This window comes from Geomonas paludis, from assembly GCF_014193585.1.
GTDB classification, from domain to species: domain Bacteria; phylum Desulfobacterota; class Desulfuromonadia; order Geobacterales; family Geobacteraceae; genus Geomonas; species Geomonas paludis.
Genome location: NZ_BLXY01000002.1, coordinates 102406 through 129092 on the forward strand (window position 1 = coordinate 102406; position 26687 = coordinate 129092).

Below are 26687 nucleotides of genomic sequence, written 5' to 3' on the forward strand. Positions count from 1 at the left end.
AAAGTCAAACGCCAATGTGAAGACATGGCACCATATTCCGCCGTACAGGGAAGGTTCTTCGGCTCCCCCCTCGCCCTCCGGGAGAGGGGCAGGGGTGAGGGATTTGAAGGTAGAGGGATTGATTGGAATAAAAAAAGCACCTGCCGGCGCTAGGGCGGCAGGTGCTTTTTACTTTTAGGGACTGGCTCCGCCAGGTGCCTGTCCCCTTAGTGCTTTGTCCCCTTAGTGTTTGGGGAAGGCGGCTGAGCTGAAAGGAGCGTTCCACTAGGGGGACAGGCACCTAACGGAGCCTGTCCCCTCTGGCAAGCGGAATTACTTGTAGGTGGCCAGGATGTACTTGGCGATGGCGTTGGCTTCGGCATCGGGCACGGCCTTGGCGTCGAACTTGGTCATACCGGGACCGGGATTGCGCATCTTGGCGACGATGTCCTTCTCGGTCTTGATGCCGTTGGCGGCAAGGTCCTTCTTGCCGAGACCCTTTTTCGGATTGATGATGTTGCCGCCTTTCGGGTGGCAGGCGACACAGTGCTGGTCGAACTTGGCCTTGGCGTCGATCTTCTCGCCTTTCTTGGCTTCGGCGAATGCCGGAACGGCGATCACCGACATAGACAGCACGGCAGCAGTAGCAATAAGAACTTTTTTCATCCTGATTCCTCCTTGGTAGTATCGGGGGGGCGTACCCCAGTTGAATATGCTTGCAGCCTTGTCAATGACACCCGGCTTGAAAGCAAAAGCGGAATCAATGCTAGTCTAGATTTTCCTGTTGTCAATGACGCGGCATGCTTTGCCTTCGGCTCTAGGAATGCTGTTGGGCTCAACCAGCTTCACCACGGCGCCGACGCCGAGCACGGAGTCGATCTTCTTCTCCACCTTGTCCAGAAAGGCCTTCTGCTTCTTCATCTCGTCGAAGAAGATGTTTTCGGTCACCTCGATGCGGATCTCCAGGGTGTCGAGGGCGCCCTTCCTGTCCACGACCAGCTGGTAGTGCGGCTGGCACCCTTCGATGGCGAACAGCACGTCCTCGATCTGCGACGGGTAGACGTTGACCCCCTTGATGATGAGCATGTCGTCGGAACGCCCCATGGTCTTCTTCATGCGCACCATGGTCCTGCCGCAGTCGCACTTTTCATAATCGAGCGAGGTGATGTCGCGGGTCCGGTAGCGCACCATGGGGAACGCTTCCTTGGTGAGCGAGGTGAGCACCAGCTCGCCCACGCTCCCCGGAGGGAGCACCGCGCCGGTATCGGGATCGATGATCTCGGCGATGAAGTGATCCTCCGAGATGTGCATGCCGCGCTTGCACAGGCACTCGCCGGCGACGCCCGGGCCGATCACCTCGGAGAGGCCGTAGTTGTCGGTGGCGGTGATGCCGAGCCGCTCCTCGATCTCGCGGCGCATCGCCTCGGACCAGGGCTCGCCGCCGAAGAGACCGACCTTGAGGGTGAGCCCCTTGGGATCGATCCCCATCTTCTCCATCCGCTCCGCGATGGTGACCGCGTAGCTCGGTGTGGAGACCAGCGCGGTGGTGCGGTAGTCCTGCATGATCATGATCTGCTTCTCGGTGTTGCCCGCGCCCATCGGGATGACGGAGGCGCCGATCATCTCGGAGCCGTAGTGCAGGCCGAAGGCGCCGGTGAAGAGACCGTAGCCGAAGGCGATCTGCACCACGTCGTCGCTGTTGACGCCGGCCGCGGTCATGAAGCGGGCCACGAGGCTGGACCAGACCTTGAGATCGTGCTTGGTGTAGCCCACGACGGTGGGCTTGCCGGTGGTGCCGGAGGAGGAGTGGATGCGGACCACCTCGCGCAGTGGCACCGCGAACATGCCGTACGGGTAGTTGAGGCGCAGATCCTCCTTGGTGGTGAACGGGAGCTTGGCCAGGTCGGCGAGGGACCGGACGTCCTCGGGGACGATCCCCATCTCCTTGAACCTGGTGCGGTAGCAGGTGACGTTCTTGTAAACGCGGTTCAGAGTAGCCTGGAGCCGCTCCAATTGGAGCTGCTCGATCTCCTCCCGCGGCATGCACTCGTATTCGGGCTCCCAAATCTGCATAGCTACCTCTCCCAAATTTCTTTCTTGTCGCGCCCGAGATAGGCGCGCTGCACATCCTTGTTTTCCAGCAGTTCGGATGCCTTTCCTTCAAGTATCACTTTACCGGTCTCGAGGACGTAGCCGCGGTCGGCGACCTTCAGCGCGGCGCGCGCGTTCTGCTCGACCAGGAGGATGGTGGTCCCCTCCTCGCTGCGCAGGCGCTCGATCACCCTGAAGATGTCCTGCACCACCAGGGGGGCGAGCCCCATGGAGGGTTCATCGAGCAGCAGAAGCTTCGGGCGCGCCATGAGCGCACGGCCGATGGCCAGCATCTGCTGCTCTCCCCCCGACAGGGTCCCCGCGGCCTGGCGACGGCGCTCCTTGAGTCTCGGGAACATCTGGTACATCCGCTCCAGGTCCGCGGCGATCTCGCTTCGCTGTCCGCCGGCGCGATAGCGCAGGTAGGCGCCCAGTTCCAGGTTTTCCTCGACCATGAGCGGGTTGAAGACCTGGCGTCCTTCAGGCACCTGGGACAGCCCCAGCGAGACCACGCGGTCGGCCGCCTGCCCCACGATATTCTTCCCCTCAAGCAGGATCTCGCCGCTTGCGGTGGGGATGATGCCCGAAAGGGTGTTGAGCAGCGTGGTCTTACCCGCGCCGTTGGCGCCGATGAGGGTGACTATTTCGCCGGCTTTGAGGTGCAGCGAGACGTTCTTGAGCGCGTGCACCTTGCCGTAATAGGCGTTGATGTTCTTGATCTTTAGCATTAGCAAATTCCTTGGTTATGCCCCCTCGCCCTCCGACAGAGGACGTGAGGCATTCTCCCCTCGCCCTTTGGGAGAGGGGCGGGGGTGAGGGCGCTGCAACAGGCGCCTCTCACACTACGTGGCGACTCCCTCACCCGCCCTTCGGGCACCCTCTCCCACAGGGAGAGGGAACTGGAGGTCTTCCCCCCTCGCCCTCCGGGAGAGGGGCGGGGGTGAGGGAGTGGAGCTATTCCTCTCCGAGGTACGCCGTGATGACGGCCGGGTTGTCCTGGATCTGCCGCGGGGTCCCTTCGGCCAGCATGGTGCCGAGATTGAGGACCACCAACTGGTCGCAGATGTCCATGACCAGGTCCATGTCATGCTCGACCAGCGCCACCGTGACACCCAGGTCGCGGATCTTCTTGATGAGGTCCGCCAACTCCGCAGTTTCACTGCTGTTGAGCCCCGCCGCCGGTTCGTCCATCAAGAGAAGCTTCGGCTCCAGAGCCATGGCCCGGGCGATCTCCAGGAGCCTCCCCTTGCCGAAGGAAAGCGTCCCGGCCTGAACCTCGGCCAGTTCGGGAATGCCGACGAAGTCGAGCAGTTCCATGGCCCGCGCCCGGATGCGCTTTTCCTCGCTCATCTGCCAGGGCATGCGGAAGGAGCAGGCAAACAAGCCGGAGCTGCTCTGCGTGTGCAGGCCGACCATGACGTTCTCCAGCACGGTCATCTTGCCGAAGAGTTCGATGTTCTGGAAGGTGCGCACCAGTCCCAGCCGCGCGCGCCCTTCCGGCGGCAGCTTGGAGATGTCCTTCCCTTCCAGCAGCACCGCGCCGCAGGAGGGGGGATAGATCCCGGTGGCGACGTTGAAGAGCGTGGTCTTGCCGGCGCCGTTGGGGCCGATGATGCCGGTGATGGATCCCTTGCCGACGTTGAAGCTGATCCCCTCCAGGGCGGTCAGCCCGCCGAACCTCTTGCCGATTCCGTTCAGGCTAAGCATCGCTCCCCTCCGTTACCTTCTTCGCCGGCACCAGGCGCCGGAACAGCGCCGGAATCCCTTCAACCAGGCCGCCGGGGAGGTAGATGGTCATGGTGATCAGCAAAAGGCCGTACACGATGATGTCATAGTCCTGGAAGGTGCGCAGCATCTCGGGGAGCATGGTCAAGAGCAACGCCCCCAGGATGGAGCCGTACACGCTACCCAGGCCGCCGATGACGATCATGGTGAGGAGCTCGACGGAGAAGTGGAAGCCGAACGAGTTGGGCGAGATGAAGGTCATCACGTGGCAGTACAGGCTCCCCATGATGGCCGACATGAATGCCGAGAGGGTGAATACCTGCACCTTCATGAGCCTCGCGTTGACCCCCATGACGCGGGCGGCCACCTCGGAATCGTGGATGGCGCGCAGACCGCGGCCGAAACGGGAGTTGACCAGGTTCAGCGACAACAGGATCATGCCCAGCGCGAACACCCAGACCAGGTAGTAGTTCTTCAGGTCCGAGTCGAAGGTGAGGCTGCCGATGCTGAGGTTGGGGATGCCGGAGAGCCCGGAGGGTCCGCCGGTAAGGTCCACGGTCTCGTTGAAGGCGATGTTGACGATGACGCCGACGCCGAGGGTCGCCATGGCCAGGTAGTGCCCCTTGAGGCGCAGCACCGGGAAGCCGATGGCAAAGGCGAACAGGGCGACGCAGACCGCGACCGCGATCATGGCCAGCCAGGGGTTGAGGCCGTAGGCGGTGGTCAAGACGCCGGAGCCGTAGGCGCCCAGGCCGAAGAAGGCGGCCTGCCCGAGCGAGATCTGCCCCGCGTAGCCCAAAAGGAGGTTGAGCCCCAGGGCGAGCACACTGTTAATCCCGACGAAGATGAGGACGTTGGTGAGATACCCACCGGAGAGCGGCAGCGGCATGAGCAGCACCACGAGGGCAAAAACGAGAAATTTTATTCTGTCCGATTTCAAAGCAAATTCATCCTTCCACGTCATTGGTACAACGGCTACCGGTAAACACCCCCTCGCCTTCCGGGAGAGGGGCAAGGGTGAGGGCGCTGCAACAGGCGCCTCGCTCACTACGTGGCGTCTCCCTCACCCGCCCTTCGGGCACCCTCTCCCGAGGGGAGAGGAACTAGACGCGCTCTGTTTCGCCCTTCTTGAAAAGCCCCTGCGGCCTGATGAAAAGAATCAGGAGCAGGATGAAAAACGCGATGGCGTCCTTGTAGCCGGACGAGATAAGGCCGGCGCCCAGCGACTCGAGGGTGCCGAGAATCAGGCCACCCAGGACGGTGCCCAGACCGCTCCCCATGCCCCCCATGATGGCGGCGCAGAACCCCTTGAGCCCCAGCATGACGCCGACGTCGTAGGCGGTCATGGTGAGCGGCGCAATGATCACGCCGGCCAGCGCGCCGACGGCCGCGGAAATCACGAAGGAGAAGAGCACCATGCGCCCGACGCTGATGCCGACCAGGTTGGCGGCCCGGCGGTTGAAGGAGCAGGCGCGCATGGCCTTGCCGCTGATGGTGTGGTTGAAGAAGAGCCGGCAGCCGATGATGACCAGGACGGTGACCCCGAAGATCCAGAGGTGCTGCGGCAACAACGTGGCGCCGGCGACGCTGATGGGATCGGTCCCGGAGAAGGCCGGCAGCGCCTGGGTGTCCTTGCCCCACAGGAGCATCACCAGACCGCGGATCAGGATGCTGGCGCCGATGGTGATGATGATGAGCATGAGCGGGGTGGCATTTTTGAGCGGCCGGATGGCCAGCCGCTCGAAAACAAGGCCGATGACGGTCGTTACCGCTACCGCGACCAGGATGGCCGCCAGAAGCGGCAGGTGCAGCACGTTCAGCGAAAAGATGGTCAACACCCCGCCAAGCATGACGAACTCACCCTGGGCGAAGTTGATGATCCCTGTCGAATTGAAGATGATGGCGAAGCTGAGGCCGATCAGGGCGTAGATGGAACCTGTGGCGAGCCCCGATATGACGAACTGCGTTACCTGGTTTAAAAGCTCCATGAATCCTCTTTACCTACTTGACCAGCACCCAGTCTTTTTTGCGCACTTCGACCAGGGTGAAGGCATCCTTGGTCAGACCGGCGTGGTCTTTGGCGGAGTAGCTGAACACGCCTCCGATGCCCGGGAAGTTGCGGGTCGCTTCCAGTGCATTGCGGATGCCGGCCGGGGTGTCACCTCCCCTCTCGATGGCGCCTTTCAGCAGCATGACCGCATCCCAGGCGTGACCGCCGAAGTGGTCGCCCTCGGCCTTGAAGTGGTTCTGGTAGTCCTTGATGAAGGCGAGCAGCGACGCCCTCTGCTTGTCGTTCTTCGGCAGCAGGTCGGCGACCAGCACCTTGCCGGACGGGAGACGAATCCCCTCGGCGGCATCGCCGGCCAGTTCGATGAACTTCTTGGAGGAGACGCCGTGGCTCATGTAGACCGGGATGGAGAGCCCGAGCTGCTTGGCGTTCCTGGCGATGACGGCCGGACCGGGGTTGGTGCCCCAGCAGATGAGGGCCTGGGCCTGGGAGCCGCGGATCTTGGCCAGCTGCGCGGTCATGTCCGTGTCTTTCGGGCCGTAGGTGTCGTCGGAAAGGATCTGGATGCCGTAGTGGGCCGCCTGCGCCTTCAACTGCTCGCGCCCGGAGGAGCCGAAGCCGTCGGAGACGGTCAGGATGGCCACCCTGGTCTTCTTCTCTTTCTTCAGCTGCTCGTAAATCTTGGCCACAGCCAGCCCGTCGTTCTGGGCAGTCTTGAACACCCACTTTTTCACCGGCTCGGTGATCTTGCTGCCGGCCGCGCAGGAGATGAGCGGGATCTGCGCCTTCTCAACGACCGGGATGATGGCCATGCTGTCCCCGGTGGTGCTGGGGCCGATGATGGCGACGACCTGGTCGTTCTTGACCAGCTTGTTGGCGAGCTGGACGGCCTTGGTGGCGTCCCCGCCGGTGTCGTAGGTGATCAGCTCCAGCTTGCGCCCCTTGACGCCGCCGGCCTTGTTGATCTCGTCGACCACCATCTGCGCCGTGTTGCGCTCGGGCTCACCAAGGAACGAAGCCGGGCCGGTCACGGCGAAAAGCGCGCCGATCTTGATGGGCTGGGCTGCCAGTGCAGCAGTGGACAGGCAGAGCAATGCAAACGAAGCAAAAGCAGTCGAGACAAGTTTTTTCACGATTTCCCTCCCCTTTTGAGCGGCATCCCGCCGCCGGTCGTTATTTTACGATGACCCAGTCGCCCTTGACGATGCGGACCATCTCGAAGGCGCCCAGGTCGAGGCCGTTGTGGTCGGTGGGCGTCATCTTGAAGATGCCGGACACGCCGACCATGCGGCCGTTTTTCTCGATGCCGTCGCGGATCTGGGCCGCGGTGGCGGCCCCTTTCCTGATGGCCGCGGCGACCAGCTGGAAGCCGTCATAGGCGTAGCCGCCGAAGGTGGAAGCCTCGACGCCGTAGCTCTTCTTGTAGTCGGTGTTGTAGTCCTTCAGGAGTTTCGCCTGCGGGTCGCTGGGCTTCAGCAGGTCGAACACGGCCAGCTTGCCGGCCGGGAGCATGATCCCCTCGGCGGCCTGGGCGGTGGCGAGCTCGATGTACTTCTTGGAGGCGACGCCGTGGCTCTGGTAGACCTGGGTCTTGATGCCGAGCTGCTGGATGTTGCGGGTGATGATGGCCGGGCCGGGATTGGTGCCCCAGCAGATGATGGCGTCCGGCTTGGCAGCCTTGATCTTGGTGAGCTGCGGGGTCATGTCGGTGTCTTTGGGCGAGTAGACCTCGTCAGCGACGATCTTGAAGCCGCGCTTGGCCGCCATCTGCTTCAGCTGTTCGCGCCCGGAGGAGCCGAAAGAGTCGGAAACGGTGATCAGGGCGATGTTCTTCTGCTTCAGTTTCTCGGCCTGAATCAGGATCTTCTCGGCGGCGACGTGATCGTTGGCCGGGGTCTTGAAGACCCATTTTTTCACCGGGTCGGTGATCTTGATGCCGGCAGCGCAGGAGACCAGCGGGATCTGCTCCTTCTCGGCGACCGGGATCACGGCCATCGACTCGCCGGTGGTGCTCGGTCCGATGATGGCCACCACCTTGTCGTTCTTGATCAGCTTGTTGGCGAGCTGCACCGCCTTGGTGGCGTCGCCGCCGGTGTCGTAGATGAAGAGCTCGATCTTGGAGCCGTTGATGCCCCCCTTGGCGTTGGCCTCTTTGACCAGCAGTTCGAGGGTGTTCTTTTCAGGTTCGCCAAGGAAGGAAGCAGGACCGGTAACGGCGAAGAGTCCCCCGATCTTGATCGGAGCCGCGGCGAAGGCCGCGCTGGCACTGCACAGAAGCAGCATGGTGATACCGATTACAGCGAACATCTTTCTCATCTGTTGCCCCCTCTTTGGTTAAACACATTGAATATGAACAGGTTGTACGACAGCCGTTAAAGAAACGGTTCAGGTGCGGGCACGGGTGCCGGGCGGATGATTATTTGCGCCTACGACCTTTTCCCCCTCTCCCTATGGGAGAGGGCCGGGGTGAGGGATCTTGCCTGCGCCACCGCCCTTTCTCCCTCTCCCTCTGGGAGAGGGTCGGGGTGAGGGGATCTTGCCTACGCCCCCCCTCACCCGGCCTTCGGCCACCCTCTCCCGGGGGGCGAGGGGACCAAGGGCTAAAACCTACATGCTATACAGCCTCTCCCCCGGCAGCACGTTGAAGCTCTTGCCGGTCAGGGTGGCGATGGCCTTGTCGGTCTCGTCGAAGCGGAAGATCATCACCGCGTTCTCGCCGCAGCGCTCCACGAAGGCGTACATGTACTCGACGTTGATGCCGTCCGCATCCAGGACCTGCAGGATGTCGGCGAGCCCGCCGGGGCGGTCCGGGATCTCGACCGCGACCACCTCGGTCTTGCTCACGGTGAAGCCGCGCTCCTTGAGCACGGTGCGCGCCTTTTCCGTGTCGTTCACGATCAGGCGCAGGATGCCGAAGTCGGAGGTGTCCGCCAGGGACAGGGTGCGGATGTTCACTCCGGCGTCGCCCAGGATGCGGGTCACCTCGGCCAGACGCCCGAACTTGTTTTCGATGAAAATGGAGATCTGTTCTACGTGCATGACGTTCCCTCCTTAGGCCTTGTTCCTGTTGTCGATGACGCGCTTCGCCTTCCCTTCGCTGCGGGTGATGCTCTTGGGTTCCACCAGTCTCACGCGGCAGGTGACGCCCAGCATCTCCTTGATCTGCTTCTCGATCTTGGCCGACAGCGCCTGCAGGTGCTTGATCTCGTCCGAGAAGATGTTCTCGCCCACCTCGACCTGGACCTCGAGCGTGTCGAGGTTGTCCTTTCTTTCCACGATGAGCACGTAGTGCGGCTCGACCCCCTCGACCCCCATGAGGATCGCCTCGATCTGGGACGGGAAGACGTTGACGCCGCGGATGATGAGCATGTCGTCGCTTCTGCCGCTCATGCGGGCGATGCGGGCGTGGGTCCTGCCGCAGGCGCACGGCTCGTAGGTGATGGAGGTGATGTCGCGGGTCCGGTAGCGGATGAGCGGGATCCCTTCCTTGGTGATGGTGGTGATGACCAGCTCTCCCATCTGCCCTTCGGGAAGCACCTCGCAGGTCTCCGGGTTGATGATCTCCGGGATGAAGTGGTCCTCCCAGACGTGGAGCCCCTTCTTCGCCTCGCAGCACTCGATGGCGACGCCCGGTCCCATGATTTCGGAGAGGCCGTAGATGTCGACGGCGGAGAGGTTCAGCTTGGTCTCGATGTCGCGGCGCATCTCCTCGGACCAGGGCTCGGCGCCGAAGATGCCGACGCGCAGCTTGAGGTCGCGGAAGTCGATCCCCTCTTCCTTGGCTGCCTCGGCCATGAACAGCGAGTAGGACGGGGTGCAGGTGAGCACGGTGGAGCCGAAGTCCTGCATGATCATGATCTGCTTCTTGGTGTTGCCGCCGGACATCGGGATCACCGAGGCCCCCAGCCGCTCGGCGCCGTAATGCGCGCCCAGGCCGCCGGTGAAGAGGCCGTAGCCGTAGGAGTTGTGGATGATGTCGCCCTTGTGTACCCCGGCCGCCACGAAGGAGCGCGCCATCAGCTCGCTCCAGGTGTCGATGTCCTTCCTGGTGTAGCCGACCACGGTCGGCTTGCCGGTGGTGCCGGAGGAAGCGTGGATGCGGACGATGTCCTCCATGGGCACCGCGAACAGGTTGTACGGGTAGGAGTCCCGCATGTCCTGCTTGTAGGTGAAGGGGAGTCGCTGCAGGTCGGCGAGCGTTTTGATGGAATCGGAAGTGACACCGGCCTTGGCGAGCGCCTCCTTGTAGAAGGGAACGCTCTTCTCGACCCGGGCCACCATCGCCTTCAGTCTCTTGAGCTGCAGCGCCTGGAGCGCCTCCCTCGGCAGTGTCTCGAATTCCTCGTTGAAAAACATGACTGACTCCTTAACTCAAATGCGACAGCAGAGGCCTAAAGGCGTATTTAACGCAAAGCCGCAAAGGCGCAAAGAAACCCGGGAAAACTGGTTTAAACCCAAGATCTTTTGCCTTTGTTTTGCGTCTTTGCGTTACAAATGTGCTTTTGACTTTAGGTTTGTTTACTTAAGCCCGCGCCCCATCTGGAAGGCCTTGAGGTTAACCTCGAGCGCCTTCTTGGGCACCATCTTTTCGATGGCCTCGATCCAGTACTTCTCCTCGATGTCCAGACGTTTGGAAACCGCACCCAAGAGCACCGTATTGGCGGCGCGGGCGTTGCCGGCCTGGATGGCGAGGTTCTGGCCGTCCACCAGCAGGCAGTCCGGGCAGAGCTCCTGGATCTTGAGCGCCATGTCCGCCGGGTACGTCTCCTGCCCGACCAGCACGGACGGGGGAGCGATGCAGAGGTCGTTGACAACCACGGTCCCCCCCGGTTTCAGCAGGGACAGGTAGCGATAGCTCTCCATCAGCTCGAAGCCGAACAGGATGTCCCCCTCCCCTTCCGGGACCATCGGGGAAAAGACTTCCTTGCCGTAACGGACGTGGGACACGACGGAGCCGCCGCGCTGGGACATGCCGTGGATCTCGCTCTTCTTGACGTCGAAGCCCGCCAGCATGAAGGTCTCGGAAAGGATCTCGGCGGCGAGCAGAATGCCCTGGCCACCCACGCCTACCAGGACGATGTTGGTTACCTTGTCGCTCATTTTGCCTCCTGGATCGCAGAGAACTTGCACAGCTGGCTGCAGACGTCGCAACCGTTGCATAACAACGGATCTATGTGTGCCTTGCCCTTCTTGCCGCTGGACGGCACCCACTCGATGGCGGGGCAGCCGATCTTCAAGCAGGCGCGGCAGCCGGTGCAGGAGTCCTCGACCACCTGCAGCGGGGCACCCGCCTTGAAGATCCCCTCCCTCTTGATAAGGACGCAGGGCTTGTCGGTGATGATGACCGACGTCTCGGGGCGCTCCATCTCCTCGGAGATCACCGTGCGGCACTCGTCCAGGTCGAGCGGGTTGATGGTGCGCACATTCTTGACGCCGATCGCCTTGCACAGAAGCTCGAAGTCGACGGCATTGGTGGGATCGTCCATCAGGGTGTGCCCCGAGCCGGGGTTTTCCTGGCGGCCGGTCATGGCGGTGATCCTGTTGTCCAGGATGATGACGGTCGCCGCACCCTTGTTGTAGACCATGTCCATCAGGCCGTTGATGCCGGTGTGCAGGAAGGTGGAGTCGCCGATAACCGCGACCACTTTCTTCCTCTCCTCCGGGGAGAGCACCTTGACCGCGCCGGTGGCCATGCCGATGGAGGCGCCCATGCAGACGCAGGTGTCCATGGCGGACAGCGGCGGCATGAATCCAAGCGTATAGCAGCCGATATCGCCGGAAACGTAGGCCTTCAGTTGGTTCAGGGTGTAGAAGACGCCGCGGTGCGGGCAACCCGGGCACATGTTGGGGGGACGCGCCGGGAGTTTCTCGACGGTAGCCTGGGCGTTCTCGGGAAGCCCGAACGCCTTCCTGACCCGGCCCGGAGTGAGCTCACCGCAAATCGAGATGATCTCCTTGCCGATGACGGGAATGCCGATCGCTTTCACCTGCTCCTCGATGAACGGGTCCAGTTCCTCGACCACGTAAAGCTTTTCCACCTTGGCCGCGAACTCGCGGATCAGGTCGAAGGGAAGCGGGTGCACCATGCCGAGTTTGAGCACCGAAGCCTCCGGCAGTGCCTCGCGCACGTGCTGGTAAGCGATACCGGCAGTGATGACGCCGACCTTCGCGTCACGCATCTCGACACGGTTGATGGGCATGCTGCAGCCGTCTTTGGAGAGTTGCACGGTGCGGTCCTCGACCACAACGTGGCGCACGCGTGCGTTGCCCGGCAGCATGACGAACTTCGCGGCGTTCTTCTCGATCTTCGCCTCGCGGACCAGGTCGGTGCGCTCGCCCAGGTTTACCACCGACTTGCTGTGCGAGATGCGGGTCGTCGTGCGCAGCAGGACCGGGGTGTCGTACTTCTCGGAAATCTCGTAGGCCAGCTTGGTGAACTCCAGGCACTCCTGCGAATCGCCGGGCTCAAGCATCGGCACCTTGGCGAACTTGGCATAGTTGCGGCTGTCCTGCTCGTTCTGGGAAGAGTGCAGTTCGGGGTCGTCGGCGCAGACCAGCACCAGGCCGCCGTTCACGCCGGTGTAGGAGAGTGTGAACAGGGGATCGGCGGCCACGTTGACGCCGACATGCTTCATGGTGACCAGGGCCCTGGCGCCGACGAAGGAGGCGCCGATGCCGACTTCGAGGGCCACCTTCTCGTTGGTGGCCCAGGAGGAGTCGATCTCCCTGTAGCGGACGGTGTTTTCCAGGATCTCCGTGGAAGGGGTGCCGGGATAGGCACAGGCAACTTTCACCCCTGCCTCGTATGCGCCTCTGGCAATGGCTTCGTTGCCGGAAAGAATTTCCTTCATGGGTTACGTATCCTCTTTTGTTCAGGGGACTGGCTCCGCCAGGTGCCTGTCCCCCTTGTTGTTTAATGTGAGAGTCGGCGAAATATACCCGAGTATTGGCAGCGCTGTCAACTGCTTTATAGGAGCAAGTTAATCGCTATAATCAATATTTATGCGGAGTTACAATACTGCCACCACCAACCATAAACCACCTTTAATGCTTTTGAGAGGGGGTGTCGAGCAGGCGTTTACTGTCTGATTGAACATCGTTTTGAGGAGCCGAAACAACCGCTCAAAACGAAGCCCTGCCCCCCCGCTGCCGGAGGCATTTAACAGAGCTTTGTCACGGAAGAGAATCAGGTATAATGGGCGGGTTGTTTTTTTGCTGGAAACCAAGGAGGTTAAACGTGGGATTTATTGTGAAGTGGTTGATTCACGCCGTGGCGATCGTCATCACCGCGTATCTCTTGCCGGGGGTGCGCCTGTCGGGTTTCGGTGCGGCGCTGATCGCGGCACTGGTGCTCGGCCTCATCAACACCTTTATCCGGCCGGTGCTGATGCTGCTTACCCTGCCGCTCAACATCCTGACCCTGGGGCTGCTCACCTTCGTGATCAACGCCCTACTCATCATGCTGACCAGCGCCCTGGTGAGCGGCTTCTCCGTGGGCGGGTTCCTTTGGGCGCTCTTGTTCAGCCTGGTGCTCTCGGTGGTCAACTTAATTCTGAACGCGATTTTCTAGAGCGGCTCGCCCATCAAAAGGCGGTTCTTCGGCGTGATGTCGGACGGGATGGTCTGGGTGTAGACCCGGTACCCCTGGCAGCGCAGCCAGGCGGCCCGGGTGGCGTCGACGGCGAGGGGGCCGTCCAGCCAGCCGGAAAGACCACCATCGTCGCAACTGCGCAGGTCGTGGCAGCAGGGAAGCACCGCCACCCGGCACCGGGCTGCAGCGGCCTTTGCCAGGACAAGATCGGTAAGCGAGCCGCAGGCATGGGCGGAAACGACGATGTCGTCCCGGTGCAGTTGGACCAGGTTCAGGTCCTGTTCCAGGAGGGTGAAGCGGTCCGAGGCAGCGGGCCAGTCGGCGCGGATCTCGGAGGCCAGGAGGGCCGCACTGGGCGGAACACGCAGGTCGACGCCGATCCCCTCGCGCAAATCGCGATCCAGGACGAGCAGCACCTGGGCCAGCAAGCCATGACCGGCGGCGAGGTCGATCACCCGCCCACCGCGAAACCGGCGGTGCACCCGCCGCGCCACCTCCCACGCCTCGTACAGTTCCTTGCGCGGCAGGCAGCCGGCCCGGCACACGGCGCGGGCGATCCGGTCAAAGAGGGTGTCACTGGCAAAGTGCGGCAGCATGTGCTCGGTCAGTCGGTTCTTGGAAGATCGGTCCATATGACTTGAATCCTTTGTCCCCCCTCGCCCGCCGGGAGAGGGGTTGGGGGTGAGGGCGCTGCAACCATTTCACGCAACAGGCATCTCCCTCACCTGCCCTTCGGGCACCCTCTCCCGAGGGAGAGGGAATGTGAAGGGGCTGGGGGTGAGGGCGCTGCAACCATTTGGCGCAACAGGCATCTCCCTCACCCGCCCTTCGGGCACCCTCTCCCGAGGGAGAGGGGATGTGGAGCAGGGAGGTCTCATGGCACCGGGCAAGATCCGCATCGGCACCTGCTCCTGGACCGAAAGCAGCCTCATCGAAAGCGGCGCCTTTTATCCGCACGGTGCTTCAACCCCAAAAGCCCGCCTGAAGTTCTATGCCCGGCAGTTCGACACCGTGGAAATAGAAAGTTCCTACTACCAGATTCCTTCTGTCGAAATGGCGCAGGCCTGGGCCGAGCGCACGCCGCCGGGATTTCTTTTCCACGTAAAGGCCTTCGGCGCCCTTACCGGCCATAACATCGACCCGCGCCGACTGCCGGAAGAGCTGCGCGTCATGCTGGCGCCGGGGGACCTGGAACGGGAGGAACTGCACGTGGCCGAGCCCGAGTTGCTCAAGGCCATGGCCCGGACGCTGGTGGCAGCCTTAGAGCCTCTAAGACAGGCGCACAAGATGGGCTTCGTCATCTTCCAGTTCCCGCCCTGGTTCGGCTACAAGAAGGCCAACCTGGACTATCTTCACTACTGCAGGGAACTGATGGCAGGAATCCCCATCGCCGCAGAGTTCCGTCACGGCAGCTGGTTCACGTCACAGCACCGGGACGACATGCTGGCCTTTCTCAAGGAGCACAAAATCACCTATGTTACCTGCGACGAGCCCCAGTTCGGCAACCTCTCCACAGCCCCCTTCCATCCCGCCGCCACCACCGGCATCGCCTACTTCAGGTTGCACGGCAGAAACGGCGACAGCTGGCACAGCGAAGCCCCCACCGACGAGTACCTCTACCCGCACCACGAGTTGCAGGAGATCGCACGGCATGCCGAACGCCTGAGCCAGTCAGCACGAACGACCTTCGTCATGTTCAATAACAGCCGGTACGGCTATTCGATGCGCAACGCCCTCGAATTGTGCACCGCCATCAGAAAAAGAGAAGAATTCCAGTAATGATTGCGCGAAAAGCCTTAATAGTATAGGATGGCGGCTCCCGCGGCTTTTATCGTAAAAGTAGTCCCCACCCGCTCGCCACGTGCGCGCAAAGCGAAGGAATAACTCAGTGACCGTTTTCAGACAGCATCATTGCCCGAACCGGCCCTCTCAAGAGCACAACCTGCAGCGCCAGCGCGGCTTCACCCTGGTGGAGTTGTTGGTGGTAGTGGCTATCCTTTCCGCGTTGACCCTCATGGCGCTGGCAGCCTTTGGCGACGTCAAGCGCAAGGTTTACAGCGCCCGTGCCATGGAAGAGTTGCGGGGTATCGAAAAGGCGATCGCCGCATACAGCCTGGAAACGGGGGCACTGCCGGCCAACCTGGCCCAGCTGAACCAGGGCCAGTTCCTCGATCCCTGGAAAAACCCCTACGTCTACGTGAGGCTCTCCGACGGCGGCCCTCCCCGCAAGGACACGGCGGTGGTCAGCATCAACACGGACTACGACCTGTACAGCATCGGGAATGACGGGCTCACGGACCAGCTCCTCTCCGACCCCAAGAGTTTCGACGACATCCTCCGCGGCGCCGACGGCGCCTTCGTGGGAGTGGGAGAGGCCTACTAACACATACGGTCGGTGCACCGGCACCGTTTCAAAGAGGATCACCTACATGAAGTCCACTTGCCCCAAATGCCAAGCCCAGATCGAACTCGACCTCGAAGCCGTGTCTGAAAAAGGGACTGCTACAACCTGTCCGTCCTGCAAGGCCAAGCTCTACGTCCACAGGGAGTCGTTCGGAGCGCGCGCCTTCCGCAAGATCGGCCAGGTTTCCTGCGCCGCCTGCGGGGAGCAGCTCGGCCAGGAGATCTTCTGCCTGGGGTGCGGCGTCCCCTACCCGGAGTACCTGGTCACCTCGCAAGGGAGCAAGCCCACGCCACTGCCCAAGACGGAGGGAGGATCGGGGGGCTTCTCACTCCCGGTGCCCTCGGCGAACCTTTATCTGCCGCAGGTCTCCCGTTCTGTCGACACCGGTACGACGGTGAAAAGACCGCAGAACCTGACCGCGATAATAGCCCTGGTGCTGGTGGTGGCGCTTGGCGCCGGCGGGTTCACCTACTATAGCAAGATGAAAGCGGAAAAGGCCTACGTGGAGAGCTTCGTCAAGCTGACCTACTGCATCCACTCCGGCCAGCAGCGCAGCAAGGACGCGGCGACCAAGATAGCGACGGAATGGAAAACGGCGAACGTCCAGAGGACGGCGCCGCACATGCCGGCCGACGAGGAGAAGGATTTCTCCATCCTGGCCACACAGATAGAACAGCTGCAAGCCAAGACCGCCACCCCCCCGGAGAAATACAAGCAGAGCAGCGAAGCGGTGGCGGCCCTCAATGTCGCTTCCAAGAAGATGCAGGCGCTGGCGCTGTCCCCCTCCCCCACGGTCAACGAGCTGGTGGATGCAACCGCCAAGTTCGACACCGAGTACCAGGGGGCGGTCCGCAACTTCAAATCCACCCTGCCCGACGACATGAAGCAGGAGTTGAAGAAAGCCAGCAAACGCTACAAGGCGCTGCAGACACTGCTCTAACGGATCGCTTTACCCGCCAACAGGTCGTTTACCACCACCCCCGCCATGGTCAGTCCGAAGATGGAGGGGATGAAGGAAACGCTACCCAGGATCACGCGGCGGTGCTCGCAGGAGAACTTCTGATCGTCCTTGTTGGGACAGATGCAGTTTCCCTTGCAGCCGCCGTCCTTCATCTCCTGCTCGCGGTACTCCTCGGTCGAGAAGACCACCTTCACTCCGCTTTCAATCCCCTGTTTTTTCAGAAGCTTGCGCACTGAACGCGCCATGCGGCACTTGTGCGTCTGCGAGATGTCGGCCACGCCGATCTTGGTCGGGTCGAGCTTGGCTGCGGCGCCCATGCTGGAGATGATGGGAATGTCCTTCTCGCGGCAGGTGCGGATCAGGTGCAGTTTGCTGGTGATGTGGTCGATGGCGTCGACCACGTAGTCATAGTGATCGTGCAGCAGGAAGTCGCTGTTCTCGGCCGAGTAGAAGTCGTGGTAGGGGACGATTTCCGCCTGCGGGTTGATCAGGCGCATGCGCTCGGCCATGACCAGGGCCTTGGCCTTGCCCACCGTGCCGTCCATGGCGTGCAGTTGACGGTTGACGTTGGTGAGGCAGATCTCGTCGAAGTCGACGATGACCAGGCGCCCTACCCCGGCACGAGCCAGGGCTTCGGCGGCGTAGCTCCCTACCCCGCCCAGGCCGAAGATGGCGACGGTCGAGTTTTTCAGTTTATCGAGTCCAGCAGGTCCAATGAGAAGTTCGGTACGGGAAAAACGGTGCAGATGTGACATTGATTCCTTTGCCTTTGACGCTTTTGCGGAGATGGTGACGGCAAAGTATCGCACAGGTGGGGCGTTTGTTGGAAGCAAAAAGGGGACTGGCTCCGCAAGTGCCTGTCCCCTTCATCATGCTGGCAACAAAAAGGGGACTGGCTCCGCAGGTGCCTGTCCCCTTTCTCAACTTTGTCCCCCTTATCGACCATCAGCGGCGCGGCAGCGGGTTTCCCGACTCGGTCCGTATCCGTTCGAACCCCTCCTGCTCGGCGACCTCCTCATCGTAGGTGTAAAAAATGGCGTAGTTGCTCCCTACGCCATGCGGGTCCAGCTGTATTCCTTTTTCTTCCCAGTGCTTGAAGAGCTGCAGGCTCTCGTCGAAATTGCGGATCAGGTCGGCAATGGTCCTGGCCCCGATGGGGGTGCACTTGATCTGATGAACATGCTCGTAGCGCACCTTTTGCATAGCCACCTCCGCCCGCTGTATTAACACCCGCCAATTGTAGCGTGGATCGTGCGGCTGGCAATCGAGCGGCTCTGGTGACTACTTCATCTTCTGATACAGGTGGTCGGCATCCGTGTCGGTCACGCTGATCCCTTCCTGGTCCAGGATCTCCCCGGTCGCCCGCCACAGTTGCGTGATGGAGTTGTTGTAATCCACCAGGGCCTGAATCTGGTTCCCCTTGGCAGCCACCAGGTCGTTCTCCACGTCGAAGACGTCCTTGGTGGTGGCCAGGCCGACATCGTGACGTTTCTGGAAGGCGCGCAGCCGGTCCTCGGCGTACGCCCTGCCGCGCGCGGTCACGTCCAGCTGGGTGTAGCTTGCCGCCACCAGGCGTAGCGCTGCCTTCACGTCCCGCAGCACGCCCGATTCCAGGTTTTGCAGCTGGGTCTGGGCCTGCTCGAGGGCAAGCTTCTTCCTGATGTAGTCGTTCTCCGCGGCGCGGTTGCCCAACGGGTAGCTGAACTGCAGCCCTATCCCCCAGCTCGGCTCATCGATGGTCGCGGTTTTCTCCATGCCGCGCAGGAAGCGGCGGTCGAAACCGCCGGTGCCGACGCTGGCATTGAGGGTGACATCGGGCAGGGTCTGGTTCTTGGCCACCCGCTGCTGCAGGTCGTTGATCCTGATCACGTCGCGCTGCGTGGCCAGTTCGGGACGGTTGCCCAGTGCATCTTCCACCGCTTCCTGTTCCGAGACATTGTAGCTGCCGCGGAAGGGCTGGTCGGCAAGAACGATCTCCGCCGTAGGCGGAAACTGCAGCTCGACGCGCAGCACGTCCATCTGGTCCCGGACCGCCCGCTCCGCGTCGATGACCTGCTTTTCACGGGTGGCGACCTGGAACTCGGAGTTCAAAAGCTCGTACGCCGGGAGCACGCCTGCCTTCACCCGCCCCTGGTCATCCTGCAGGATCCGTTTGGCCAGCGCCAGCGAAGTGCGACGCACCTCGAGCACCTCGAGCAGGTTGTAGAGCTGGAAGTAGTCGTTGCGCACCTTGGCGACGGTGTCGCTCAGCCGGGTCCTGAACACGTTCATGGTCTCCCCCTTGGTGAAACGGGAGACGTTGATGGCCAGTTCCGTGTTCTCCTGTCCGAACCCCTTGAGCAGCGGCTGCTGCAGCGTCAGGTCCACGGCGTTGGAGTAGTACTTGGCGGAGTTGCTGATCCAGCCGCTCTGCGCGGTGACGCCGACCACGGCGCCGGTGGGGAGCAGCTGGCTCACCCCGGCGTTGGCCGTCACCTGGTCCATCGGTTGCGAGCGGAAGTTCAGGATGTTGCTGCTGTTGCTGCGTTCGTAGTTGATCCCCAGGGTAAGCAGCGGATCGTAGATCCCAAGGTTGCGCTGGATATCGGCCTCGGCCATTGCGGGATTGTACAGTTCCACCTTCAGGTCGAGGTTCTTCTCGAAGGCCATCCTGATGGCATCCTTCAGCGTCAGGTTGACGGTGGGCTGCGCGAAAGCCGAGGTGGCGGCGCCGAGCACCAGGCCAAGGGAAAGGGCCAGCGCGGTATTCCTGTTTCTCTTCATGTGCGATCCTTTCGACCAGCTAGTTAAACGGTTACTCGTATCTGAGTGCGTCGATCGGGTTGAGCGACGCCGCCTTGCGCGCCGGGTAGAAGCCGAAGAAGACCCCGACCCCTGCCGAGAAGGCGAAGGCGATGATGATGGTGTTGACCGAGATCAGGGTGGGCCAGCCGATGAAGCTCGCCACGAGCTTCGCCCCCGCCACCCCGAGCAGCATGCCGATCACGCCGCCGCAGGTGGTGAGGAGCACGGCCTCGGTCAGAAACTGCAAAAGGATGTCCCGCTTCTTGGCGCCGATGGCGATGCGGATACCGATCTCCCGGGTCCTCTCCGTCACCGAGACCAGCATGATGTTCATGATGCCGATGCCGCCCACCACGAGGGAGATCGAGGCCACGGCACCGAGCAGGATGGACATCACCTTGGAGGACTGCTCGGTGACCGCCAGCAGTTCAGAGAGGTTCCTGATGGTGTAATCGACCTCGCGGTTGGGGCCGATGCGGTGGCGCTGGTTCAAAAGCTCGGTGACCTCGTCCTCGGCCTTGTCCAGCACCTCGGCGTTCTTGGCCTGCACCATGATCGAGCCGACCACGTTGGGGAACTGGCTCCCCAAGAGCTTTCTCTGCGCGGTGCGCAGCGGCACGTAGATCACGTCGTCCTGGTCTTGCCCCTGGGGCGACTGCCCTTTCCGCCCCAGCACTCCCACCACCGTGAACGGGATCTTCTTGATCCTGATGATCTTGGTCACAGGGTCGGTGCCGCCGAAGAGGTTGTCAGCGACGGTCTGGCCGATCAGGCAGTTCTTGGTCGCGCCATCCACGTCGGACTGGGTCAGGTTGCGCCCGGCCACGATGGTCCAGTCGCGCACGTCGACCATCTCCGGGGTCACGCCGTAGACCACGGTGGACCAGTTCTGGTTGCCGTACACCACTTGGCCGGAGCCGCGCACGTTGGGGGCGACGGCAGCGACCGACGGGCACTCGGCCTTGATGGCGCGGGCGTCGTCATAGGTGAGCGTCTGGGTGCCGCCGGAGCCGGAGCGCATGCCGCCGGAGGTGACCGAACCGGGTAGCACCAGGAGCAGGTTCGAGCCGATGCTGGAGATCTGGTCCGAGATCATCTTGCTGGCGCCCGAGCCGATGGCGACCATGGCGATGACGGCGGCGATGCCGATGATGATGCCCAGCATGGTGAGCAGGGCGCGCATCTTGTTGACGCGCAGGGCGCGCAGGGCTATGAGCAGGCTTTGATACAGGGTGGTCATCGCTGCTGGGCCTCCGCGGGCAAGACGGCGCTCTTGGCCTGGTAGGGCTGGTCGGAGATGACCTGACCGTCCTTGAAGATGATGTGCCGGCTGGTGAATTCGGCCACGTCGGGCTCGTGGGTGACCATGATGATGGTGATCCCCTGCCGGTTCAGTTCCTGGAAGATCGACATGATCTCGATGGTGGTCCTGGAATCGAGGTTGCCGGTGGGCTCGTCGGCCAGGATGATGGAGGGGCGGTTCACCAGTGCCCGGGCGATGGCCACGCGCTGCTGCTGTCCGCCGGAGAGTTGGTTGGAGTAGTGACCTTCCCTCCCCGCGAGCCCCACCCGCTCCAGCGCCTCCAGCGCGCGGCTCCTGCGCTCGGCCGCCGGCACCTGGGCGTACACCAGCGGCAACTCCACGTTCTGCCGCGCCGTGGTCCGCGCCAGCAGGTTGAATCCCTGGAAGACGAAGCCCAGCTTCTTGTTGCGCACCTCGGCCAGGGCATCGGCGGAAAGGCCGCCCACGTCCACGCCGTCGAGAAAGTAGCTCCCCCGCGTGGGAACGTCCAGGCATCCCAGGATGTTCATGCAGGTGGATTTGCCGCTGCCGGAGGCCCCCATGATGGAGACGAACTCGCCCCGGTGCACGGTGAAGGAGACCCCCTTCATCGCCTCGACGCGCTCCTCACCCATGGTGTAGATCTTGGCCACGTCTGTGAGACGTACTACTTCGTCCATTAGAACCTCGGCCCCATGGGCGACCCCATGCCGCCTTTCTTCTTGTCCTGGCTCACCTGCTCCACGATGACGTCGTCGCCTTCCTTCAGGTTGCCGGTCAAGACCTCGACGAAACTGCCGTCGGTGATACCGGTGGTGATGGAAACCGGCACAGGCTTTCCTTCGGCGTTTAGGGTGTAGACCTTCTGCCCGCCGTCCTTGCCCCCCGGCCTTCCCTTGGCACCGGGGCCTGAGCCCTGTCCACCGCCGGTGCCGGTCATGCCGCCACTCCCTGGCTTGCCGGAGGCCTTCGTGTCCTTGTCGGAGCGCGGCTTGAAACGGAGCGCGGCTGCGGGGACCTTGAGCAGGTTGTCCTTCCTCAGGGTCTCCACGGTGACGTTGGCGGTCATGCCCGGTTTAAGCTTCAACTCCTTGTTGTCCACCGCGATGACGGTGACATAGGTGACCACGTTCTGGGTCACCACCGGCGCGTTCCTGATCTGCACTACGGACCCCTCGAACTGCCGGTCCGAATAGGCATCCACGGTGAAGGTCGCCTTCTGCCCCACCTTGAGCTTGCTGATGTCAGACTCGTCGACGCTGGTGTCGATCTGCATCTTGGTGAGGTCCTGGGCGATGGTGAACAGGGTCGGCGTCTGGAAGGAGGCCGCCACGGTCTGCCCAACGTCCACGTTGCGGGAGACGACGGTGCCGTCCACAGGCGACCTGATGGTGGAGTAATTGAGGTTGGTTTCCGCCTGCTTCAGGGCGCCCCTGGTCTGCATCACGGAGGCCTCGGCCGCCTTCACCCCGGCGAGCGCCGAGTCGTAGGCGGTCTGGGCCGCATCGAGGTCGCTCTGGGCGATGATCCCTTCTTTGAGCAGTTCCCTGTTGCGCCCCAGCGTCCTCTTGGCGTCGGCGAGCGTCACCTTGGCCTTGGCGAGACTCGCCTCGGCGTTCAGTGCGTTGCCGCGCGACTGCTGCACCGCGGAATTGAACAGGGCCGGGTCGATCTGCGCTATAGGCTGCCCTTTCTTTACCGGCGAGTTGAAGTCCACGTAGAGCTTGGCGATGGTCCCGGAGACCTGGGTACCCACCTGGACCGTGACCACCGCGTTCAAGGTGCCGGTGGCAGAAACCGTGGAGGTGATGGCGCCGCGCTCGACCTTCTGAGTCTTGTACTGCGCTTTCGGGGGTTGTTTGAAGTAGAAATAGCCGGCCACTCCCAGAACGGTCAACAGTATGACGGCACCTACGATTCTTTTCACGAGACCACCTCTTGGTTGATTCTTATGACTGTCCTTGCACTGAAAAGGGGACAGGCTACTTTTCCAAGTGCCTATCTGCCACCGCATGCAAAAGTAGCCTGTCCCCTTTTCCTGTCCCAACGGCATCGGCAAGCGACACAGTAACTACTAAATGTGCAAGAAAGATGAAATGGAGAGTGTTTGTCCAATTCACAGTCAAACCGTCACTTTAACCATCGAAGCACCAGCGGTCAATGAAAATAATCTATGGCAACCAGCCGGCAAGGCCTCCCTGCTTACTCAACATTTGACAGCACTAATCATCCTTGTACAATTGGTCAGTATTTTTGCGGAGCCGCTGCAAAGGTCCAATACTACATAAAAAGGAGAGAGACATGACGGCGTTCACGGCGAAAGACTACTCCCAGCTGATCGGGATGCCCGGCTTCAGCGAGGCGCTTCTCAACAATCATTTCACCCTGTACCAAGGGTACGTGAAAAACAGCAATGCCCTCGACGAGCAGCTCACGCAGTTGCGCAAGGACGGCAAGGGCTCCGACCCCACGTTTGCCGAGTTGAAGAGGCGTTTCGGATGGGAGTTCAACGGCATGAAGTTGCACGAACTCTACTTCGAGAACCTCGGCGGGAACCAGCCTATCAACCAGGACGGCAGGTTGGCGGCCCGGCTGCACCAGGACTTCGGGAGCTACGACGAGTGGGTCCAGGACTTCAAGTCCGTCGGCGCCATGCGCGGCATCGGCTGGGCCATCCTGTACCAGGACGCGCACAGCGGCAGGCTGATGAACTGCTGGATCAACGAGCACGACGTCGGTCACCCCACCTGCTGCGTTCCCATCCTGGTGATGGACGTGTTCGAGCACGCCTTCATGACCGATTACGGCCTCAAACGCGCCGACTACATCAACTCTTTCTTCCAGAACATAGAGTGGACCAAGGCTGAGGAGCGCATGCAGATGTAAGTCACAGACTTTGCATTACTCGTTAAGCACAAAAGGGTCTCCTGCAGAGGCCCTTTTGTTTTACCTCAAACTTCAAGGGGGATCCCCCCTAAGGCCAGCGTGTAGGGCTGAACGGGGGTATGGTCAGGGCTGACCGGCATGCCGTTAAGGCTGAACGGGGGTATGGTTAGCGTTCTTCAGCGGCGGCAGGACTCGCAGAACTTGTCGTCGGTGCCGGCGAGCTGGCAGCCGCAGGAAGCGCAGGCGTTGTCCCATTCCGGGTGTCCCGCCTCCGTCGCCCTCTTCTTAGCCTCCAACCGCCGCACCTCTGCTTCCATCTCCTCGTTGTACTGCATCTCGAACATCGTGCTGCTCTCCTTTTGCATGGGTAACTATCCGACTCGCGCTGCTTGCTTACTTTTTTCCTTCACGAAAAAGGAAAGCACCATTCCCGTGCCGAGAAAGCAGACGGCGGCGGCAAAGCTGTAGAACGAGGCCAGCGCGGGTTGACCGGGAAAGCGGTCTTTCATCGCCGCCACAAGCTGTGGCCCGGCAACCCCGGCAGCCGACCAGGCAGTGAGGATGGCGCCGTAAACCGCGGGCATGAGCCGCGCTCCGAACATGTCCAGGACAAACGAAGGCATGGTCCCGAACCCGCCTCCATAACAGAGCAGGATGTAGCAGACAAGGGCCGCGAACAGCCATGGATGCGAGGCCTGCATCAAAAGGGCGAACGCTGCGATCTGCGAAGCAAGGATCAGCCTGAAGGTCCGGAGTCTCCCCAGACGGTCGGATAAAGCGCCCCACAGAAAGCGCCCGATGCCATTGAACACGGAACTTGCGGCGATCAGGGTTCCGCCGTAGCCGGCGAGGGTTTCCGCCCCGAGTGCCGGGTCGAGCTTGGCGCAGACATCCTGGAACAATGGGGATTGGAAACCGATGAGTGCGATCCCGGCGGTTATATTGCAGAAGAAGATCAACCACATCAAGACGAAGGGGGTTGAGGCGATGCAACTTCCGGCAGTGCCCGCGTCACCGTCCGAAACAGCACTGGCTGTAGCGTTGGCAGGCGAAGAAACGGGAGGGTTGCAAATAAAGGCGGCGGACAGCAGCGAAAGAGCGAGGAAGATTACGCCCATCACCGTGAAGGCGAGCACCATGTCTCCGCCGACGCTGCGCAGCAAAAAGGGAGCGATTACCTTCGACATGAGCAGCGCGCCGAAGCCGAACCCCATCACGACCGTCCCGGTTGCCAGTCCCTTGCGGTCGGGAAACCATCGTGACACAGTGGCGACGGGAGTTACGTAGCCGAGCCCGAGGCCGATGCCGCCGACAACACCGTAGCCGAGATAGAGAAGCGGCAACGAGTGCATCCGGAGTGCGAGCGCCGCGAGGAGATACCCCGAACCGAAAAAGACAGCGCCGGCAAGAGCAAGCGGACGCGGCCCGCTTTTGGGGAGGATGAGACCGCCGGCAGCGGCGGAAAGACCGAGGAAGCAGATGGCGAGGCTGAAGGTCCAGACGACCTGGCTGTTGGACCACCCATAGGCTTCGCACAGCGGTTTCTGGAAGAAGCTCCACGCATACACCGTCCCCAGGTTCAACATGAGCAGCGTGCAGGCAGCGGCAATGACTACTCTACGAGTTCCGTTTTCAGATGGCAATGTGGCTCCTGCGATCATTTTCTTTAGTCGTGGGTAACGTAGATGAGTTTGCTGGTGTCAAAGCCGAGTGAAGCAGCCTTTGCCACGAGGCGGTCTTTAACCGAAGCTTCCATAGCCGGGCTTCGTGACAGTATCCAGAGGTAACCTGTGTTTGGACCGCAGACCAGCGAGTATTGGTAGTTGTCATGGTCAAGGTCGAATATGACGTACGAGCCATAAAAGGGGCCGAAGAAGGAGACCTTCAGGAAACCTTTGTCAGGGGCATCTGCAAAATACGCCTTGCCGATGGCTTGCTTCCATCTGTTCTCTTTTGCCAGGTAGCCTCGGTTGATTACCTTGATGCCGCCATCCTCTCGCAAGCTGTATTCCGCGCTGACGCGGCTCAAGCCTCGTTCGAAGGAATGATCCAGTCGCGCGATTTCGTACCATTTCCCCAGGTACTTCTGCACGTCGAAGTTGTCAACCGGTTTCACCCGTTCCGGCATTCCTGTGCAGCCTGACAACAAAAGCGTCAACCATAGCGATAGTTTCTTCATGTCGCTCTCCCTGCCGGCGTATTATCAGAGACTATGACAGCACCAACAGAGTTACCCACGCTCTGCACTGTGCTGGCGCAATGACACCATCGTCCCCCAGATGATGGCAGCTGCCATGACGACACCACCGGCTGCAAAGAAAAATGTGCCGATCCCGTGATCCCATGTCAGGAGTCCAAGCTTCCCGAGCATCACTTCCCAGTCGTGGTAATCTTCCACCTCGCTCCCGGTCACGCCGCCCAGAAGCGGGAGCTGCCCGGCACGCGCATCGTCCGCGTAAGGAGCCACATCAGCCATGCTCTCCCCCAACCACCAGATACCAACGGCTGCAGCGTAAAAGTCACGGCGCATGTAGAAGGAGATTGCCACAACCACCGGGACGAGAAGCTGCATGATCGTCCCCCCGGCAACCTGGAGGAATCGGCCCAAAGGCGAAAACAGGACGTGCCCCGCCTCGTGGAAGGGAAGATTGACCAAGTGCAGGAATGTTTCGCCGACGTAATTGGAGGCAATGGAATGGCTCAGGATACGCAAGCTATAGAACGCGAGCAGGGCGAGGAATGCGCACCGGGCCGCGACCACACCAGAGGCGGCAGGTCCCCCTGCAACAGCAGCAGGAGCATAAACGGCTTCCTCTGACTGGGCGGGCGCCTGGTCCGAACGTTGCCGCACCTTGGCGAAGATAACCCCGCACCTGGGGCAGGTGTCAGTATTAGGTGGCCGCATTGCTGCACACTTAGGGCAAACCGCCTGTTCAGTCCTTGTCCCCGATGTATTGTCTCTCGATGAAATCACTG

Annotated in this window: 28 protein-coding genes; 5 read left to right on the forward strand and 23 right to left on the reverse strand. The window is 61.6% G+C overall.

What is annotated here, in order from left to right; translation table 11 throughout:
• Positions 1 to 312: 312 nt before the first annotated feature.
• The 12 genes from H7687_RS06040 to iorA form a co-directional block, all read right to left on the reverse strand.
• Complete coding sequence (locus tag H7687_RS06040) at positions 313 to 645, reverse strand: c-type cytochrome (protein WP_183346167.1); 333 nt, start codon at positions 643 to 645, stop codon at positions 313 to 315.
• 105 nt (positions 646 to 750) lie between these two features.
• Complete coding sequence (locus H7687_RS06045) at positions 751 to 2052, reverse strand: phenylacetate--CoA ligase family protein (RefSeq protein ID WP_183346168.1); 1302 nt, start codon at positions 2050 to 2052, stop codon at positions 751 to 753.
• A gap of 2 nt (positions 2053 to 2054) precedes the next feature.
• On the reverse strand, positions 2055 to 2798 hold the full coding sequence (locus H7687_RS06050; RefSeq protein WP_183346169.1) for an ABC transporter ATP-binding protein: 744 nt from the start codon (positions 2796 to 2798) through the stop codon (positions 2055 to 2057).
• A 226-nt stretch (positions 2799 to 3024) separates the two neighbouring features.
• A complete protein-coding gene (locus H7687_RS06055; protein ID WP_183346170.1) occupies positions 3025 to 3777 on the reverse strand; it encodes an ABC transporter ATP-binding protein in 753 nt (250 codons plus the stop codon).
• On the reverse strand, positions 3770 to 4735 hold the full coding sequence (locus tag H7687_RS06060) for a branched-chain amino acid ABC transporter permease (protein ID WP_183346171.1): 966 nt from the start codon (positions 4733 to 4735) through the stop codon (positions 3770 to 3772). The genes H7687_RS06055 and H7687_RS06060 overlap by 8 nt, the downstream gene beginning before the upstream one ends.
• A gap of 163 nt (positions 4736 to 4898) precedes the next feature.
• Entirely contained in the window at positions 4899 to 5783 is an 885-nt protein-coding gene (locus H7687_RS06065; RefSeq protein ID WP_183346172.1) for a branched-chain amino acid ABC transporter permease, read from the reverse strand.
• Between the two features lie 13 nt (positions 5784 to 5796).
• Entirely contained in the window at positions 5797 to 6936 is a 1140-nt protein-coding gene (locus tag H7687_RS06070) for an ABC transporter substrate-binding protein (RefSeq protein WP_183346173.1), read from the reverse strand.
• Positions 6937 to 6976: 40 nt separating this feature from the next.
• Positions 6977 to 8119 carry an ABC transporter substrate-binding protein gene (locus H7687_RS06075; protein ID WP_183346174.1) on the reverse strand — a complete coding sequence of 381 codons (1143 nt, stop codon included), beginning with the start codon at positions 8117 to 8119 and terminating at the stop codon, positions 6977 to 6979.
• A gap of 291 nt (positions 8120 to 8410) precedes the next feature.
• Positions 8411 to 8842 (reverse strand): ACT domain-containing protein, encoded by a 432-nt coding sequence (locus H7687_RS06080; protein ID WP_183346175.1) that lies wholly within the window; start codon positions 8840 to 8842, stop codon positions 8411 to 8413.
• A gap of 12 nt (positions 8843 to 8854) precedes the next feature.
• Entirely contained in the window at positions 8855 to 10159 is a 1305-nt protein-coding gene (locus tag H7687_RS06085; RefSeq protein ID WP_183346176.1) for a phenylacetate--CoA ligase family protein, read from the reverse strand.
• A gap of 162 nt (positions 10160 to 10321) precedes the next feature.
• A complete protein-coding gene (locus H7687_RS06090) occupies positions 10322 to 10903 on the reverse strand; it encodes an indolepyruvate oxidoreductase subunit beta (RefSeq protein ID WP_183346177.1) in 582 nt (193 codons plus the stop codon).
• Entirely contained in the window at positions 10900 to 12654 is a 1755-nt protein-coding gene (gene iorA, locus H7687_RS06095) for an indolepyruvate ferredoxin oxidoreductase subunit alpha (protein WP_183346178.1), read from the reverse strand. The genes H7687_RS06090 and iorA overlap by 4 nt, the downstream gene beginning before the upstream one ends.
• A gap of 386 nt (positions 12655 to 13040) precedes the next feature.
• Between iorA and H7687_RS06100 the strand changes: the two genes are divergently transcribed.
• A complete protein-coding gene (locus H7687_RS06100) occupies positions 13041 to 13373 on the forward strand; it encodes a phage holin family protein (RefSeq protein WP_183346179.1) in 333 nt (110 codons plus the stop codon).
• Here the strand turns inward: H7687_RS06100 and H7687_RS06105 are convergent.
• Complete coding sequence (locus H7687_RS06105; protein ID WP_183346180.1) at positions 13370 to 14026, reverse strand: methyltransferase; 657 nt, start codon at positions 14024 to 14026, stop codon at positions 13370 to 13372. The two genes, H7687_RS06100 and H7687_RS06105, sit on opposite strands and share 4 nt — an antisense overlap.
• A gap of 244 nt (positions 14027 to 14270) precedes the next feature.
• On the opposite strand from H7687_RS06105, the gene H7687_RS06110 reads away from it, so the two are divergent.
• The 3 genes from H7687_RS06110 (at position 14271) to H7687_RS06120 (ending at position 16738) form a co-directional block, all read left to right on the forward strand.
• Entirely contained in the window at positions 14271 to 15173 is a 903-nt protein-coding gene (locus H7687_RS06110; protein ID WP_183346181.1) for a DUF72 domain-containing protein, read from the forward strand.
• Between the two features lie 109 nt (positions 15174 to 15282).
• Positions 15283 to 15777, forward strand: coding sequence for a type II secretion system protein (locus H7687_RS06115; RefSeq protein ID WP_183346182.1), 495 nt, complete (start codon positions 15283 to 15285; stop codon positions 15775 to 15777).
• A 46-nt stretch (positions 15778 to 15823) separates the two neighbouring features.
• The gene (locus H7687_RS06120; RefSeq protein WP_183346183.1) at positions 15824 to 16738 is read left to right on the forward strand and encodes a zinc ribbon domain-containing protein; all 915 of its coding nucleotides are present in this window, start codon (positions 15824 to 15826) and stop codon (positions 16736 to 16738) included.
• Here the strand turns inward: H7687_RS06120 and H7687_RS06125 are convergent.
• The 6 genes from H7687_RS06125 to H7687_RS06150 form a co-directional block, all read right to left on the reverse strand.
• Positions 16735 to 17514 (reverse strand): tRNA threonylcarbamoyladenosine dehydratase, encoded by a 780-nt coding sequence (locus tag H7687_RS06125; protein ID WP_183346184.1) that lies wholly within the window; start codon positions 17512 to 17514, stop codon positions 16735 to 16737. The genes H7687_RS06120 and H7687_RS06125 overlap by 4 nt on opposite strands.
• 190 nt (positions 17515 to 17704) lie before the next feature.
• Entirely contained in the window at positions 17705 to 17962 is a 258-nt protein-coding gene (locus tag H7687_RS06130) for a hypothetical protein (protein ID WP_183346185.1), read from the reverse strand.
• 78 nt (positions 17963 to 18040) lie between these two features.
• Complete coding sequence (locus H7687_RS06135; protein WP_183346186.1) at positions 18041 to 19522, reverse strand: TolC family protein; 1482 nt, start codon at positions 19520 to 19522, stop codon at positions 18041 to 18043.
• A gap of 31 nt (positions 19523 to 19553) precedes the next feature.
• Positions 19554 to 20783 carry an ABC transporter permease gene (locus H7687_RS06140; protein ID WP_183346187.1) on the reverse strand — a complete coding sequence of 410 codons (1230 nt, stop codon included), beginning with the start codon at positions 20781 to 20783 and terminating at the stop codon, positions 19554 to 19556.
• Positions 20780 to 21505, reverse strand: coding sequence for an ABC transporter ATP-binding protein (locus H7687_RS06145; RefSeq protein WP_183346188.1), 726 nt, complete (start codon positions 21503 to 21505; stop codon positions 20780 to 20782). The genes H7687_RS06140 and H7687_RS06145 overlap by 4 nt, the downstream gene beginning before the upstream one ends.
• On the reverse strand, positions 21505 to 22752 hold the full coding sequence (locus H7687_RS06150; RefSeq protein WP_183346189.1) for an efflux RND transporter periplasmic adaptor subunit: 1248 nt from the start codon (positions 22750 to 22752) through the stop codon (positions 21505 to 21507). The genes H7687_RS06145 and H7687_RS06150 overlap by 1 nt, the downstream gene beginning before the upstream one ends.
• A gap of 374 nt (positions 22753 to 23126) precedes the next feature.
• Between H7687_RS06150 and H7687_RS06155 the strand changes: the two genes are divergently transcribed.
• Positions 23127 to 23711: a superoxide dismutase gene (locus H7687_RS06155; RefSeq protein WP_183346190.1), complete on the forward strand. Its 585-nt coding sequence runs from the start codon at positions 23127 to 23129 to the stop codon at positions 23709 to 23711.
• A gap of 176 nt (positions 23712 to 23887) precedes the next feature.
• On the opposite strand, the gene H7687_RS06160 is transcribed toward H7687_RS06155, so the two are convergent.
• The 4 genes from H7687_RS06160 to H7687_RS06175 are packed head-to-tail and all read right to left on the reverse strand — an operon-like array spanning position 23888 to position 26283.
• Positions 23888 to 24055, reverse strand: a complete 168-nt coding sequence (locus H7687_RS06160) for a hypothetical protein (protein ID WP_183346191.1) — start codon at positions 24053 to 24055, stop codon at positions 23888 to 23890.
• A gap of 27 nt (positions 24056 to 24082) precedes the next feature.
• Complete coding sequence (locus H7687_RS06165; RefSeq protein WP_246404652.1) at positions 24083 to 25354, reverse strand: OFA family MFS transporter; 1272 nt, start codon at positions 25352 to 25354, stop codon at positions 24083 to 24085.
• Positions 25355 to 25377: 23 nt separating this feature from the next.
• Positions 25378 to 25890 (reverse strand): lipocalin family protein, encoded by a 513-nt coding sequence (locus tag H7687_RS06170; RefSeq protein WP_183346193.1) that lies wholly within the window; start codon positions 25888 to 25890, stop codon positions 25378 to 25380.
• Between the two features lie 51 nt (positions 25891 to 25941).
• Entirely contained in the window at positions 25942 to 26283 is a 342-nt protein-coding gene (locus tag H7687_RS06175; protein WP_183346194.1) for a hypothetical protein, read from the reverse strand.
• Positions 26284 to 26687 lie beyond the last annotated feature (404 nt).